Source organism: Streptomyces sp. NPDC002232 (assembly GCF_042890295.1).
In the GTDB taxonomy this organism is placed as follows: Bacteria; Actinomycetota; Actinomycetes; order Streptomycetales; family Streptomycetaceae; genus Streptomyces.
The window spans coordinates 1229724-1243265 of record NZ_JBIARV010000001.1 but is presented as its reverse complement, the minus strand read 5'-3'; the positions used below and the strand labels follow the sequence as shown (position 1 = coordinate 1243265).

The following is a 13542-nucleotide window of genomic DNA, read 5'->3' as shown; positions in this document are numbered from 1 at the left end:
CCCTTAGGGGACGGGATCCGACGCGAGGGGGACCCAGGTTCCATCCCCAGACCGATGTATCCGCAATGTCCGGATTCCATGATGGAGGCATGGCAGCGACGACCTTCACCCTCGTGACCACCGTCCCCCGGCCCCAGCTCCTCGCCACGGCCGTCCGCGCGATACGCGCCTTCGGCGGCGCGGCGACCGCCGTAGTCCTTCTGGGCGACTACGGCCCCCCGGAGGCGGGCGTCAGGGACCCCCGCCCCCGGCACCTCTCCCGATCTGAGTAGGTCCCCGCCCCGGCTGAGTACCCGAACGCCTGCCGGGGCCGGGCCGCCGCCTGCTGTGATCGGCACATGACGACGAAGACCTCGACCCCGACCTCGACCTCGGCCGACGACCTGGCGCGCACCACCCGGACCCTGCGCTTCACCGCCCTCGGGGGCTTCGCCGTGCTGCTCGCGCTGCTGGTCCTCACCGCGGCGCTGGTCCTCGGGGACGCCGTCAGCGGCGACGGCCGTTCCGGGGCCTTCACCACCGCCGCCTTCTGGACCTTCCCCATCGGCGCCGGCGCCGGGCTGACCGCCCTCGCCGTCCCCCGGGACCTGATGGCGACCGGGCCCCGCCGGGCCCTGGTGATCGCCCAGTACGCCCTCGGGGCCGTCGGCGTCCTCCTCCAGCTCCTGGACTGACCCGGCTCCGGCGCCGGTCCGGCTCCGGTACCGGCCGGCTACGGCGCCAGCAGCTCGTCCGCGTCGACGATGCGGTACGCGTAGCCCTGCTCCGCCAGGAAGCGCTGCCGGTGGGCGGCGAAGTCCTGGTCGATCGTGTCCCGGGCGACCACCGAGTAGAAGTGCGCCTGGTGACCGTCCGCCTTCGGGCGCAGGACCCGGCCGAGGCGCTGTGCCTCCTCCTGCCGGGAGCCGAAGGTGCCCGAGACCTGGATCGCGACCGTCGCCTCCGGCAGGTCGATCGAGAAGTTCGCGACCTTCGACACCACGAGCACGCTGATCTCGCCGTTGCGGAAGGCGTCGAAGAGCTTCTCGCGCTGCGCGTTCGACGTCTCGCCCTTGATCACCGGGGCGTCCAGGTGCTCGCCGAGCTCGTCCAGCTGGTCGATGTACTGCCCGATGACCAGGATCTGCTGGCCCTCGAACTTCTTGACCAGCGCCTCCGTCACCTTCCGCTTCGTCGCCGTCGTCGCGCAGAAGCGGTACTTCTCCTCGGCCTCGGCCGTCGCGTACGCGAGCCGCTCCGAGTCGGTCAGGTTCACCCGCACCTCGACGCAGTCGGCGGGCGCGATGTAGCCCTGCGCCTCGATCTCCTTCCACGGCGCGTCGAAGCGCTTCGGCCCGATCAGCGAGAAGACGTCGGACTCCCGCCCGTCCTCGCGCACGAGCGTCGCGGTGAGCCCGAGGCGCCGGCGGGCCTGGAGGTCGGCGGTGAACTTGAAGACCGGCGCCGGCAGCAGGTGCACCTCGTCGTACACGATGAGGCCCCAGTCGCGGGAGTCGAAGAGCTCCAGGTGGGGGTAGATCCCCTTCCGCTTCGTCGTCAGCACCTGGTACGTGGCGATGGTGACCGGCCGGATCTCCTTCCGCGTCCCGCTGTACTCGCCGATCTCGTCCTCGGTCAGCGAGGTCCGCCGCACCAGCTCGTGCTTCCACTGCCGGGCCGACACGGTGTTCGTGACGAGGATGAGCGTCGTCGCCTTGGCCTGGGCCATCGCCCCGGCCCCGACCAGCGTCTTGCCCGCGCCGCAGGGCAGCACGACGACACCGGAGCCGCCGTGCCAGAAGCCGTCCACGGCCTGCTTCTGGTACGGGCGCAGCGACCAGCCGTCCTCGGCCAGGTCGATCCGGTGCGCCTCCCCGTCCACGTATCCGGCGAGGTCCTCGGCGGGCCAGCCCAGCTTCAGCAGCGTCTGCTTGATCTGCCCGCGCTCGGAGGGGTGCACGGCGACGGTGTCCGCGTCGAGCCGCTCCCCGACCAGCGGCTGCACCTTCTTCGACCGGAGGATCTCCTCCAGGACGGGCCGGTCGGTCGAGGTCAGCACGAGCCCGTGCGTCGGGTGCTTGGAGAGCGTCAGCCGCCCGTACCGGGCCATGGTCTCGGCGATGTCGACGAGCAGGGCGTGCGGCACGGGGTAGCGCGAGTACTCGACGAGCGCGTCGACGACCTGCTCGGCGTCGTGTCCGGCGGCGCGCGCGTTCCACAGACCGAGCGGCGTCACCCGGTAGGTGTGGATGTGCTCCGGCGCCCGCTCCAGCTCCGCGAACGGCGCGATGGCCCGCCGGCAGGCCTCGGCGAGCTCGTGGTCGACCTCCAGGAGCAGCGTCTTGTCGCTCTGGACGATGAGTGGCCCATTCACGTGCGATCGGTCCTTCCCGGGCCGCTCCGACGACGGCCAATCCTCCAGTCTGCCCGATCCGGGGCCGTGGTGGGCCGGACGTCCGCCCGATCCGGGGCCGTGGTGGGCCGGACGGGAGCGCTAGACCTGGTCGTCCGCCAGTTCCGCGACGCCCGTGATGCGGTGCAGGGGGTACGTGCGGACCTCGTCGGCCGTGTGGTCGTACCCCGTCACGAAGCCGCCCTCCACGCGGACCGGGGCGATGACGCGCTGGCTCGCCGCGCCCTCCGCGTTCACGTAGCCGATCCAGACGGCCGAGCCGGTCATCGCGGCGGCCTGCACGGTGGCCAGGGTCTCGGCCGCCGAGGTGCGCGGCAGGCCGCCCGCCGCCGTCACGGGCGCCGGCTGCTCCTTGCGCACCGCCGTCGCTGCCCGGTCGCCCGCCCGGATCGCCTTCACCGCCGCGCCGAGCAGGGTGGTGTCCGGGGCGGGCGGGCCGTCGGGGACGGGGACCGGGGCCGTACGCGCCGGGGCGCGGTACGCGTCGGCGCGGGTGATCAGGACGTCGCCCTCGGCGGACTCGGCGGCCGGGGCGTACCCCATCGACCGCAGCCCGTCGAGCAGCGACGCCGGGTCCGTCTGCGCGGCGAGCACCGTCGGCGCGAGCCGGCGCAGGCCCAGGGGCGCGGACCGCCGGTCGGCCAGGATCTCGCCGAGGACGGTGTCGTCGTCGCAGCGCACGTACGCGGAGGCCGCGCCGATCCGCAGGTGGCCGTGTCTCCTGGCCACGTCGTCGATCAGGTACGCCAGCGGCTGAGGCACGGGCGTGCGGGAGTGCGCCGTGAGGAAGTCGTGCAGGTCGGAGGCGGACCGTCCGGAGTCGAGCGCGCGCCGCACGGATCCGGGCGTGAACCGGTAGACCGTCGCGCCACCCTTCGATTCCACGTCCGCCAGGACCGCCAGCGCGTCCGCCAGCGGCCGCCGCAGCGGCCCGGGCGCGACGGCCGTCAGGTCGGCCTGGAGGAGCACGTGGTCGACGGCCTCGGGGAGCAGCGGCGCGAGCAGGGTCGCGGCCCGCCCGGCGGCCACCGACAACTCGACCCGGCCGCCGTGGTCGGCGGGGGCGGCGGCCTCCGCCAGCGGCAGGTTGAGCAGGGCGCGGGCGGGGCCCGCGAGCGCGCCCCGGCCGGTGAGCCCGAGCAGCTCCGCCTCGGCGAGCGTCCAGCGGGCGAGCCGCGCCCGCAGGTCACCGGGGAGGTCGGGGCCGTATCCGGGCGCCCCGAAGCCCTCGGCCGCCGAGCCCGCGCCCACCGCCGTCGGACCGGAGCCGGCGGCCGGGCCCGTGGGGGACGGGAAGGTCTGCGCCGGTGCCGTCTGCGCGGTGCCGCGCGGCGGCCGCTCCCAGCGCAGCCGCGCGAACAGCGACTCCGGCTCCGCCGCCGCGCCGGGCGGGAGCGTCGCGAGGAGTTCGAGGACCCGGTGCCGGACCTCCGGCGCGGGCCCCCGGTCCAGGTCCGGGCCGAGCACGGCGAGCGTGCGGCCCTTCGCGTCGGCGCCGCCCACCAGGCCGGGCGTCCGGGTCGACATCAGCCAGGGCGCGACGAGCCGGGCCCAGCGCTCCGCCGCGGGCAGGTCGAGCCAGTCGTCGTACGCGGGCGTCGGCGCGTACCGCTCGTCCGCCTCGCCGTCCGAGGCGAGCAGTCCCGCCCCGAAGCACAGCTCCAGCCAGAAGGCGGTGAGCTGCTCCGACAGGTCCAGGGCCGTCGCGGTCCGCTTCAGGTCCCGTACGGACATCCCGCCCGCCCGCAGCACCTGCGGGCCGCCTTGGTCCCAGGACTTCAGCAGCTCCTCGACGGTCGCGAGCGCCGCGTACGCCTGCCCGGCGGCCGCGCTGTCCACCACCTGGGGACGGTAGTCGCGCGCCACCCCGAGCTCCGGCGCCAGCGGCTCCGGCGCCCGGTGCGCCCGGCCGCCCCGCAGGTGCAGCGCCACCTCGCGCGGCAGCACCATCGTCCGCGCCGACACCGGCAGCAGCAGGCCACGGTCGCGCAGCCAGCGCACCGGAGGCGCCGGGTTCGCCGTCACCTCGCCGTACGGCGGACCCCACACCAGCCGGTCCAGGACGGACAGCGCCTCCGGGGACGCCTCGTCGAGGAGCGCCCCCATCCTCGCCCGGTCCGTGAACAGCTCCGTGAGCACCCGCACCGCCGACACCGGGTCGTGCGTCGCCGTGAGACCGGCCGTCGCGATGATCTCCTGCACCCGGCCCGGCGACATCCCCGCCGTCGCCTCCGCGACCGTCGGCCCGAGACCGGTCGGCGAGGAGTGCTGCGCCGACGGCGCGAGCAGCTCCCGCGCGGTCCGCACGAGCCGCAGCCGGTCCTCCTCGCCCCACAGCAGGGCCTGCTCGCGCAGCAGCGCCACCGCGCCGGGCAGCGCCGCCTCGATCTCCGGATCGCCCTCGTCGCCGGTCAGCAGCCCGAGCAGGACGGGGTACGGGGCGGGGTCGGGGGCCACGGCGAGTGCCTCCGCCGTCTGGAGGGCGAAGCGGTCGAGCCGCTCCAGGGCCCGCACCACCGAGCCCCGCGTGCCGGCGCGGGTCGCCAGCTGCGTCAGGTCGTTCGGTACGGGGTTGAGCAGGTCGGGGCGGGCACGCAGCAGCCCCGAGAGTCCCTCGTCGCCCCGCGCGCGGAGCGACTCCGCGAGCGTGCGGGGCGCCGCGGCGGCGCCAGTAGCTTCGGGCACGTGCGCCTCCCGGTCGAGCTCACCGATCCCCATCCGCCCCACGTTAGCCGCTGTCCAGGCGCTAACGTCGGGCCGTACCGGGCGAACCGGCCGTGGAGGGGCACCGTGGGGATCGAGAGCGACCGTCTGGTCTACGACTATCTGAGCCGGGTCGGCGATCTGGCACAGCAGCGGCAGCTGCCGGCGAGCGACCGGATGAAGCTCGTGTCCGGGCTGCGGAACGAGATCGACCGCAGGCGCGCCACGCAGGGCGAGGAGAGTCCGGCGCAGGTGCGCGGCATCCTCGGCGCCCTGGGCACCCCGGACGAGGTGGTGGACCGGGCGGACCCCGCGGACGGGGCGCCGGTGCCGAAGCCCCGGGCCGGGGAGGGCCCGCCGACCGGGCCGACGGGGTCGGCCGGGTCGAGCGGCGACGCCGGAAACCCGTCACCGCCGTCCGGCGCGTCGGTCCCGGTCGCCGAGCGGGAGGACCGGAAGCCCGCTCCCGTGGGGGACTGGTGGCGGACGGACGCGGACGCCCCCACCGACGAGGACGGGTTCTTCGGCTTCGTCGGCGGGATCGAGCGGCCGGACCTGTTCGCGCCGCCGCCCGAGCCGGAGGAGGAAGCGGAGGACGCGGCCCCGGCTCCGCCCGTGGGGCGGGCGCGTCGCCTGGCCCGGCTCCTGCGGCGGCGCAAGGCGCCGGTCGCGGCGCCGGTCGCGGTCGCGGAACCGGCCGCGCCGTCCCGGTCCCGCCTGGCGAACCCCTTCGTCCTGCTCGCCGCGCTCCTGCTGCTCGGCGGCGCGGTCTTCGGCTCGCTCGTCGCCCTCGCGGCGGGCTGGCTCCTCGCGTACGCCTCCCGGCGGCTGACCCCCGGCGAGGTCAAGGGCGCGGTCCTCGTGATCCCCGGCCTCAGCGCCGCGGCCGGCGTCCTCTGGCTGTGGGGCCGCGTCGAGGGGCGCTGGGGCGAGGCGGTCCCTGCCGGGGGCGAGGCGATGGGCGCGGCGGTCTCCGAGACGTGGCCCTGGGTCCTCCGCGGCGCGGCGACGGCCTCGGCCCTCTTCCTCCTGTGGCGCTCCCGCCGCCACTGACGGCCCCGCCGGTCCGTCGTGCGCGGCGCCCCCGCGCACCCCGCCCGTCGCGGGCCCGCGCCCACGCGTCACGGGCAGGCGCCCCCGCCGCCCCCCGTTGCGGGCCCGCGCCCGCTCGTTGTGGGCCGCGCCCCGCCGTTGTGGGCAGGCGTTCCGCAAGGGGCGGAACGGGTGGGCACAACGGACCCGCGCCCTACCGGCGCCAGAGGCTCCCGCGCCCTGACCCGCACCGACAGGTCCAGCACGTGGTGGTGCGGGTCAGGCCCGGAACGCGGAGGCGCCGCTAAGGGGCGCCGTCCCGTGTGCCCACCCGTCCCGCCCCAGCGGGACGATTGCCCACACGGGCAGTGGGCGAAGGCCCACACGGCGGCGGCACACGGGCACCGGGCGAAGGCCCGCGCGGGTGCGGGCGCCGGGCCCATGCGGCGGCGGGCACACGGGCAGTGGGCGACGGGCCCACTCGGCGGTGGGCAGACGGGCAGCGGGTGAAGGCCCGCACGGGTGCGGCCGCAGGCACACGGGCGCGGGCGACGCCCCCGCACGGACCACCGGCGGAGGCGGTCGACGGCGCCGCACGAGCGACGGCCGGCCCCGCACCGGCGGCGCCGGCCCACCGGCCACGGCCAGCCCCCCGCCCTCAGCGAAGCGTCGCCGGCTCCGGTTGCCACGGCGCCCCCGGCACCACCAGCGGTGACCCCGTCACCGGGTCCGGGACCACGACCGAGGTGAGGCCGAAGACGTCCCGTACCAGCTCCGCCGTGACGATCTCCGACGGCGGGCCCTCCGCGACGACCCGGCCCGCCTTCATGGCGACGAGGTGGTCGGCGTACCGGGCGGCCTGGTTCAGGTCGTGGAGGACGAGGACGACGGTCCGGCCGCGCAGCCGGTTGAGGCGCCGGACCAGGTCGAGGACCTCGACCTGGTGGGAGATGTCCAGGTAGGTGGTGGGCTCGTCGAGGAGGAGCAGGTCGGTCTCCTGGGCGAGGGCCATCGCGATCCACACGCGCTGCCGCTGCCCGCCGGAGAGCGCGTCGACGGACCGGTCGGCGAGCGCGGCGACGTCCGTGCGTTCCATGGCGTCGGCGACCGCCCGCTCGTCCTCCTCCGACCACTGCTTCCACCAGGCCTGGTGCGGCTGCCGGCCGCGGGAGACGAGGTCGGCGACGGTGATGGCCTCGGGCGCGACGGGCGTCTGGGGCAGCAGGCCGATGGAACGGGCGATCCGCTTCGTGGGGAGCTTCGCGAGCGACTCCCCGTCGAGGAGGACCGCGCCGCCCGCGGGCCGCAGCAGGCGGCCGAGCGCTCGCAGCGTCGTGGACTTGCCACAGGCGTTGGGGCCGACGATCACGGTCACCCGGCCGTCGGGGACCGCGAGGTCGAGCTCCTCGACGACGGTGCGGTCCTCGTAGGCGAGGGTCAGCCCGCGGGCCTGCAATCTGCTCTCGACGCTCTCGACGCTCTCGACGCTCACGAGGTTCCTCCAACGGCTCGGCTCCGGACGATGAGCCAGATCAGGTACGGGGCGCCGACCGCCGCCGTGAGGACTCCCACGGGCAGTTCGACGGGGGAGAGGAGCCGCCGCCCGAGGAGGTCGGCGGCGACGACGATCACCGCGCCGGTGAGCGCGGAGCACAGCAGCGGGATCTGTGCCGTGCGGGTCATGCGGCGGGCGATCTGCGGGGCGAGCAGCGCGACGAAGTCGACGGGTCCGGCGACGCCGGTCGCGACCGAGGCGAGGACGACGCCGACGACGACGAGCCCGAGACGGACGCCGCCGAGGCGGACGCCGAGCGCGGTGGCCGTGTCGTCGTCGAGGGCCGCGGTCCGCTGGGCGCGGGCCGCCCACAGCACGGCGGGCAGCAGCAGGAGCAGCGTCCAGCGGATCGGCGCGGTCTCGTCCCAGCCGCGCCCGTTGAGGGAGCCCGTCATCCAGATCTGGGCCTGCTGGGCGACGAGGTAGTCGCCCTTCGTCATGAAGAGCGTGATGAGGGACCGCAGGGCGATCGCGATGCCGATGCCGATGAGGACGAAGCGGGTGGCGTGCAGTCCGCCGCGCCAGGCGAAGACGTAGACGAGGGCGGCGGCGAGGATGCCGCCGGCGATCGAGACGTACGGCAGGACGGTGTACGAGGTGAGGCCGAAGGTCATCGCGGCGACGGTGACGGCCCCGGCGCCCTGGCTGATGCCGATGATGTCGGGGGAGGCGAGCGGGTTGCGGGCGACGGTCTGGATGAGGCCGCCCGCGATGCCGAAGGCCGCGCCGACGGCGAGGGCGGCGACGAGCCTCGGCACGCGCAGCTCCTCGACGACGAACGCCGACGGCGACGGCTCCCCGAGGAGGATCCGTACGACCTCCCCGGGGGAGACGGCCTTCTCGCCGACGCAGAGGTACGCGACGCAGGCGGCGGCCAGGAGCAGCAGCAGGCCGCCGGCGACGAGGGCCGAGCGCCGGTGGACGAGGAAGGAGGCCCGTCCGGCGCGCACGAGTCCGTATCCGGCGGGGCGGACGGGCCCGGCGGGCCGAACGGGCCGGACATCGAGGGTGGTCACGCGGGCACCGCCTTCCGCCGGACCAGGGTCACCAGGAACGGCACGCCGATCAGGGCGGTCATCACCCCGGCGGGGATCTCGCCCGGCGGGAACAGGATCCGTCCGGCGACATCGGCGACGAGCAGCATCACGGGCCCGGTGAGCGCGGCCATCGGCAGCACCCAGCGGTGGTCGGAGCCGACGACGGCGCGGGCGATGTGGGGGACGGCGAGGCCGACGAAGGCGACGGGCCCGGCCGCGGCGACGGCCGCGCCGGTGAGGACGGTCGCGCCCAGCCCGCCCACGATCCGTATGGTCGCGACGCGCTGGCCGAGGCCCTTGGCGACGTCCTCGCCGAGGGCGAGCGCGTCGAGCCCGCGGGCCACGGAGAGCACGAGGACCGCGCCGAGCAGCAGGAAGGGCCAGATCTGGGCGACGATCGCGGTGTCGCGCCCGTCGAGGGAGCCGATCTGCCAGAACCGGAACTCGTCGAGCGCCGAGGCCCTGGTCGTGAGGACGCCGGTGGTGACGGAGAGCAGCAGCGCGTTGATCGCGGCGCCGCCGAGCGCGAGCTTCACCGGTGTGGCGCCGCCGCGCCCGGCGGCCGCGATCGCGTAGACGGCGACGGAGGCGAGGGCGGCGCCGGCGAAGGCGAACCACACGTACCCGCTCAGCTCGTGCACCCCGAGGAAGGCGATGGCGAGGACGACCGCGACCGACGAGCCCTGGCTGATGCCGAGGATGCCGGGGTCGGCGATCGGGTTGCGGGTGATGCCCTGGAGGGCGGTGCCGGCGAGCCCGAGGGCGGCGCCGACCATCAGCCCGATGAGGGTCCGGGGGACGCGGAGCTCGCGGACCACGTCGGCGTCGGTGCCCGTCGCGCCGTGCAGGAGGGCGTCGAGGACGGTGGACGGGGCGACGGGGCGGGCGCCCACGGCGAGGCTGAGCAGGACCGCGAGGAGCAGGGCGACGAGGGCCGCCGAGGTCGCGAGGACCCGTCTGGTACGGAAAGCGGCTGGCATCGGGACCCATCGGGGGGAGTGCGGGTTTGGTGAGGCTTGCCTGAGTGTAGCCAGCACGCATGTGCGAGCACCCGGGCCGGAGGTCCCGCGACAATGGCCCCATGACGACCACGCCTCCGCAGCCGCCCACCGTCGGCTTCGACCTCGACCTGACCCTGCTCGACACCCGCCCCGGCATCCGGGCGACGTGGGTCGCCTTCTCCGCCGAGGTCGGCGTGCCGGTCGACGCCGACCTCGTGGTGAGCCGCCTCGGGCCGCCGCTGGAGCAGGAGATCGCGCACTGGTTCCCGGCGGAGCACGTCACGGAGATGACGGCCCGCTACCGGGCGCTCTACCCGGAGTACGCGATCGCGCCGACGGTCCCGATGCCGGGCGCGCGGGACGCCATGGAGGCGGTGCGTGAGGCGGGCGGGCGGACGATCGTCGTCAGCGCGAAGAACGGCCCGCACGTCGAGCTGCACCTCGCCCACCTCGGCATCGAGCCGTACGCGGTCGCGGGCGGCCTGTGGGCCGAGGGCAAGGCGGAGGCCCTGCGCGCGCACGGCGCCGGGGTGTACGTCGGGGACCACGTCGGAGACGTCCGGGGCGCCGCCGCGGCGGGCGCCCTGTCGGTGGCCGTCGCCACCGGCCCCTGCCCCGCCGAGGAGCTGCGGGCGGCGGGCGCGGACGTGGTCCTGGCGGACCTGACGGACTTCCGTGCCTGGTGGGAGGGGTACCTGGCCTGAGCGTCAGGCGGTCTGGCCGGAACGGGCCTGCCGACGCTGGGCCGCGACCGACCGGAGCACCCCGGCGGCGGCGAGCAGGAATCCGACGCCCATCAGCATCGACACGAGGTACGCCACGGTGGGGAACGGGTCCGTCTTGAGGAACAGCGGGGCCACGGTGACCAGCGTCGCGACCGCGCCGACCGCGAACACGATCACACCGATCTTGACGAGTCCGTCACCCGGGGCACTGTCGTCCACCGGCACGGCGGGGGTTTCACTACGCATCCGGCCAGGGTAGTTCCCAGGCCGGAGGAACACATCGGCGACGTCTTGTCACCGGCCTCCAGCCCATTAGCCTGGTGCCGGCGGGTCGGTCGACCCGCCGTTTGCCATCCCCATCGACGAGGACGAGGACGAGGACAGACGTGCCTACCGGCAAGGTCAAATGGTTCAACAGCGAGAAGGGCTTCGGCTTTCTCTCCCGCGACGACGGCGGCGACGTCTTCGTGCACTCGTCGGTGCTCCCTGCCGGAGTCGACGCCCTGAAGCCCGGCCAGCGGGTGGAGTTCGGCGTCGTCGCCGGGCAGCGCGGCGACCAGGCGCTGTCCGTCACGATCCTCGACCCGACCCCGTCCGTCGCCGCGGCGCAGCGCCGCAAGCCCGACGAACTGGCGTCCATCGTGCAGGACCTGACGACGCTCCTGGAGAACATCACGCCGATGCTGGAGCGAGGCCGCTACCCGGAGAAGGCGGCCGGCAAGAAGATCGCCGGCCTGCTGCGCGCGGTCGCCGACCAGCTGGACGTGTAGCCCCCGGAAGGGGCCCCGGGTCAGGGGAACCGCAGCGCGTCCGGGCCGAGGGGCGGTACGAGTCCCTCGGCCGCGGCGCGCGTGAGCAGCCCGCGCACCGCCGCGTAGCCGTGCTCGCCGAGGTCGGCCGTGAACTCGTTCACGTAGAGCCCGATGTGCTGGTCGGCGACCTTCGGGTCCATCTCCTGCGCGTGTTCCAGGACGTACGGCCGCGAGGCCGCCGGGTCGTCCCAGGCCATCCGCACCGAGGCGCGGGCGGACGCGGCGAGCCGCTCCAGGGTCTCGGCCCCCAGTGAGCGGCGGGCGACGATCGCGCCCAGCGGGATGGGGAGGCCGGTGGTGGACTCCCAGTGCTCGCCCATGTCGGCCAGGCAGTGCAGCCCGTAGTCCTGGTACGTGAAGCGGGCCTCGTGGATGACGAGCCCCGCGTCGACCTTCCCGTCCCGCACGGCGGGCATGATCTCGTGGAACGGCATCACGACGACGTCCCCGACACCGCCGGGCACGGTCTCGGCCGCCCACAGCCGGAACAGCAGGTACGCGGTCGAGCGCTCGCTCGGCACGGCGACCGTCTTCCCGGCGAGGTCGGCGCCGGTCGCCGCGTCGCGGGTCAGGACGAGCGGGCCGCAGCCCCGGCCCAGGGCTCCGCCGCAGGGCAGCAGGGCGTACTCGTCGAGGATCCAGGGCAGCACCGCGTACGAGACCTTCAGGACGTCGTGGCCGTCGGTGCCGCTCTCGGCCCAGCCGTTGGTGACGTCGATGTCCGCGAAGGTCACGTCGAGCCGGGGCGCGCCCGGGACCCGGTCGTGCGCCCAGGCGTCGAAGACGAAGGTGTCGTTCGGGCAGGGCGAGTAGGCGATCTTGAGTTTCACGGGTGCGGCTCCCACGACTCGACGAGGACGGTGCTGCCGAGCAGCTCGAAGGTGTGCCGGAGGGCGCCGAGGGCCTCGCCGATGCGCCAGGCGGCGCGGTCGCGGGGGCCGACGGCGTTCGACACGGCCCGGATCTCGACGACGGGCACGCCGTGCGCGGCGGCGGCCTCGGCGACGCCGAAGCCCTCCATCGCCTCGGCGGCGGCCGTCGGGTGCCGCTCGGCGAGTTCGGCGGCGCGCCGCGCGGTGCCGGTGACGGTGGAGACCGTGAGCACGGGCGCGAGGGCGTACGGGGGGCCGGCGCCGAGCGCGGCGGTGACGCGGCCGGTCAGTGCCTCGGGCACGGGGTGGACGGAGCGGCCGAAGCCGAGCTCCTCGACCGCGAGGTACCCGTCCGTCGTCTCGGCCCCGAGGTCGGCGGCGACGATCGCCGAGGACACCACGACCGATCCGACGGGCGCGGCCGGCTGGAACCCGCCGGCGATCCCGGCGGACACCACGAGGCCGTAGGGGGCCCCGGTCAGGGCTCCGTGGGCGAGTGCCGTCCCGGTCGCGGCGGCGACGGCGGCGGGTCCGACCCCGCCGACGAGGACGTCGACGCGGTCCTGGTGGCGGCGCAGCGTGAGGCCCCCCGGCAGCGGGAGGAGCACGGGGCCGCCGAGGCCGAGGCCGGCGGAGACGGAGTCCGCCTCCGCCGCCACGGCCGTCACGATCAGGATCCGGTGGACCACCGGCGGATCAGGAGTCCTTCTTCAGCTCGAAGTGCCAGATGCCGGTCAGCTTCTTGCCGGTGTTCTCGACGATGGTCACCTGGGTGCTGTTCGGGGTCTCGCCGGTCTGGGACTGCGAGAAGAAGGCGCTGGCCGGGATGGTCCGGTACGTCTTCTTGTACGGCTCGGGCTCGGCCTGCTGGCCGCCGAGGAAGATCGTCCAGCCGTTGTCCGCGATCTTCGGATCCACGCCGAAGCGGATCTTGTCGTCCGCGGAGACCTTGATGGTCTTCTCGGCCTTCTTGTTGAGGCACTGCTGGATCTGCGACTCCTTGATGGCTTCGCCGTCGTTGTAGCAGGCGGCCTCGGAGTTCACCGATTCGGTCCCGACCGTCAGGGTCGCGAGCGGAGTCGGCTTGTCGCAGGCGGAGAGGACGAGGAGCCCGGCGGAGACGGCCCCGAGGGCGACGGCGGCCCGGCGGCGCGAGCCGGAGAAGAACGCAACGGTCATGAGCCGAAGGCTATCGGGCCGCCGCGTCCGCGCCACGCGGGGGTACGGCGTGCCGCCCCGGCGTACCGCTTCCGCGCGGAGTTCCGGGCCCCGGGGACCGCGATCCGGCCGTACGGGCGGGACGCCTCCGACGGGCAGATCGCGCCCCACGGGCAGGACGCCCCATACGAGCAGGACGCCCCCGACCGGTAGGACGACCCCGCTGGTGGGAAGCCCCGACGGGCAGGAAGCCCC

Annotated in this window: 14 protein-coding genes; 5 read left to right on the top strand and 9 right to left on the bottom strand. The window is 75.2% G+C overall.

What is annotated here, in order from left to right:
* Positions 1-89: 89 nt before the first annotated feature.
* Positions 90-272, top strand: a complete 183-nt coding sequence (locus ACFYXU_RS05710) for a hypothetical protein (protein ID WP_329851321.1) — start codon at positions 90-92, stop codon at positions 270-272.
* A 66-nt stretch (positions 273-338) separates the two neighbouring features.
* Positions 339-674, top strand: a complete 336-nt coding sequence (locus tag ACFYXU_RS05705; RefSeq protein WP_329851319.1) for a hypothetical protein — start codon at positions 339-341, stop codon at positions 672-674.
* A 38-nt stretch (positions 675-712) separates the two neighbouring features.
* On the opposite strand, the gene ACFYXU_RS05700 is transcribed toward ACFYXU_RS05705, so the two are convergent.
* Both ACFYXU_RS05700 and ACFYXU_RS05695 read right to left on the bottom strand, forming a co-directional pair.
* Complete coding sequence (locus tag ACFYXU_RS05700) at positions 713-2353, bottom strand: DNA repair helicase XPB (RefSeq protein WP_329851318.1); 1641 nt, start codon at positions 2351-2353, stop codon at positions 713-715.
* Positions 2354-2473: 120 nt separating this feature from the next.
* A complete protein-coding gene (locus tag ACFYXU_RS05695; RefSeq protein ID WP_389456594.1) occupies positions 2474-5110 on the bottom strand; it encodes a helicase-associated domain-containing protein in 2637 nt (878 codons plus the stop codon).
* Between the two features lie 72 nt (positions 5111-5182).
* Between ACFYXU_RS05695 and ACFYXU_RS05690 the strand changes: the two genes are divergently transcribed.
* On the top strand, positions 5183-6148 hold the full coding sequence (locus ACFYXU_RS05690) for a hypothetical protein (RefSeq protein WP_389456592.1): 966 nt from the start codon (positions 5183-5185) through the stop codon (positions 6146-6148).
* 637 nt (positions 6149-6785) lie between these two features.
* On the opposite strand, the gene ACFYXU_RS05685 is transcribed toward ACFYXU_RS05690, so the two are convergent.
* The 3 genes from ACFYXU_RS05685 to ACFYXU_RS05675 are packed head-to-tail and all read right to left on the bottom strand — an operon-like array spanning position 6786 to position 9699.
* Complete coding sequence (locus ACFYXU_RS05685) at positions 6786-7619, bottom strand: ABC transporter ATP-binding protein (protein ID WP_389456589.1); 834 nt, start codon at positions 7617-7619, stop codon at positions 6786-6788.
* Positions 7616-8698, bottom strand: coding sequence for a FecCD family ABC transporter permease (locus ACFYXU_RS05680; protein WP_376507351.1), 1083 nt, complete (start codon positions 8696-8698; stop codon positions 7616-7618). The genes ACFYXU_RS05685 and ACFYXU_RS05680 overlap by 4 nt, the downstream gene beginning before the upstream one ends.
* On the bottom strand, positions 8695-9699 hold the full coding sequence (locus ACFYXU_RS05675) for a FecCD family ABC transporter permease (RefSeq protein WP_389456586.1): 1005 nt from the start codon (positions 9697-9699) through the stop codon (positions 8695-8697). Before ACFYXU_RS05675 ends, ACFYXU_RS05680 begins: the two co-directional genes overlap by 4 nt.
* A 101-nt stretch (positions 9700-9800) precedes the next feature.
* On the opposite strand from ACFYXU_RS05675, the gene ACFYXU_RS05670 reads away from it, so the two are divergent.
* A complete protein-coding gene (locus ACFYXU_RS05670; protein ID WP_376507353.1) occupies positions 9801-10424 on the top strand; it encodes an HAD family hydrolase in 624 nt (207 codons plus the stop codon).
* A 3-nt stretch (positions 10425-10427) separates the two neighbouring features.
* On the opposite strand, the gene ACFYXU_RS05665 is transcribed toward ACFYXU_RS05670, so the two are convergent.
* The gene (locus ACFYXU_RS05665) at positions 10428-10691 is read right to left on the bottom strand and encodes a hypothetical protein (RefSeq protein ID WP_376507354.1); all 264 of its coding nucleotides are present in this window, start codon (positions 10689-10691) and stop codon (positions 10428-10430) included.
* Between the two features lie 140 nt (positions 10692-10831).
* Between ACFYXU_RS05665 and ACFYXU_RS05660 the strand changes: the two genes are divergently transcribed.
* Complete coding sequence (locus tag ACFYXU_RS05660; protein ID WP_030694234.1) at positions 10832-11215, top strand: cold-shock protein; 384 nt, start codon at positions 10832-10834, stop codon at positions 11213-11215.
* A gap of 20 nt (positions 11216-11235) precedes the next feature.
* Here the strand turns inward: ACFYXU_RS05660 and ACFYXU_RS05655 are convergent, their stop codons facing one another.
* Genes ACFYXU_RS05655 through ACFYXU_RS05645 form a run of 3 tightly spaced genes read right to left on the bottom strand, consistent with a single transcriptional unit; the run spans position 11236 to position 13308 of the window.
* The gene (locus tag ACFYXU_RS05655) at positions 11236-12087 is read right to left on the bottom strand and encodes a 1,4-dihydroxy-6-naphthoate synthase (protein ID WP_329851306.1); all 852 of its coding nucleotides are present in this window, start codon (positions 12085-12087) and stop codon (positions 11236-11238) included.
* Complete coding sequence (locus ACFYXU_RS05650) at positions 12084-12818, bottom strand: futalosine hydrolase (protein ID WP_376507356.1); 735 nt, start codon at positions 12816-12818, stop codon at positions 12084-12086. Before ACFYXU_RS05650 ends, ACFYXU_RS05655 begins: the two co-directional genes overlap by 4 nt.
* A 7-nt stretch (positions 12819-12825) precedes the next feature.
* A complete protein-coding gene (locus ACFYXU_RS05645) occupies positions 12826-13308 on the bottom strand; it encodes a DUF2771 domain-containing protein (protein ID WP_329851304.1) in 483 nt (160 codons plus the stop codon).
* Positions 13309-13542 lie beyond the last annotated feature (234 nt).